General features: G+C 64.4%; 1 protein-coding gene. It reads left to right on the top strand.

The features are described 5' to 3' along the window. Positions 1-21: 21 nt before the first annotated feature. On the top strand, positions 22-716 hold a 695-nt coding region (locus OR37_RS20530), incomplete at its 3' end, for a HipA domain-containing protein (RefSeq protein ID WP_035017852.1).

Genomic DNA, 716 nt, shown 5'->3' with positions numbered 1-716 from the left:
GGTCGGCGGGATCGTCCCGCGATGGCTGACTTCGAGGTTCATATCGACCTTAACGGCCGCACCCGCCTGATCGGATTGGCGAGAAGCAATCGTGTGCGAGGCGCCGAGACCATCCTCTTTGAGTATGAAGGTGCTTGGCTGGAAGACCCGGAGCGCTTCTCGTTGGAGCCCGCTCTGGCGCTGACCCGCGGCGCCTTCGCGCCGCCAGCCGGCCTTGCCACCTTCGGCTCGATAGGCGATTCCGCACCCGACACATGGGGACGCCGCCTCATGCAGCGCGCTGAGCGCCGCCTTGCTGATCGCGAAGGCCGTGCCGTCCGCACTCTTGTCGAAAGCGATTATTTGCTCGGTGTCGCCGACGAAACCCGGCTCGGCGCGCTTCGCTTCCGCTGGGTCGGCGAAGACGCGTTCCAGGCGCCAATCCGCGCCGGCGTTCCAGCTTTGATCGAACTTGGCCGACTTCTCCAGATCACCGAGCGCATCCTGCGCGACGAGGAGACGGACGAAGATCTCCAGCTCATCTTCGCTCCCGGCTCCTCCCTCGGCGGCGCACGCCCCAAAGCATCAGTAATCGACCAGCACGGTCACCTCTCCATCGCCAAATTCCCGAAGGAGACGGACGATTATAGCATGGAGACCTGGGAGGAGATTGCTCTGCGGCTGGCTGGCCGTGCCGGCATCACGACTCCTCAACACGAGCTGATCAGCGTAGCCGG

It is taken from the genome of Caulobacter vibrioides OR37 (genome assembly GCF_000372645.1).
GTDB lineage: Bacteria > Pseudomonadota > Alphaproteobacteria > Caulobacterales > Caulobacteraceae > Caulobacter > Caulobacter vibrioides_E.
The sequence above is the reverse complement of the archived record's forward strand: the minus strand, read 5'-3'. Positions and strand labels throughout refer to the sequence as shown.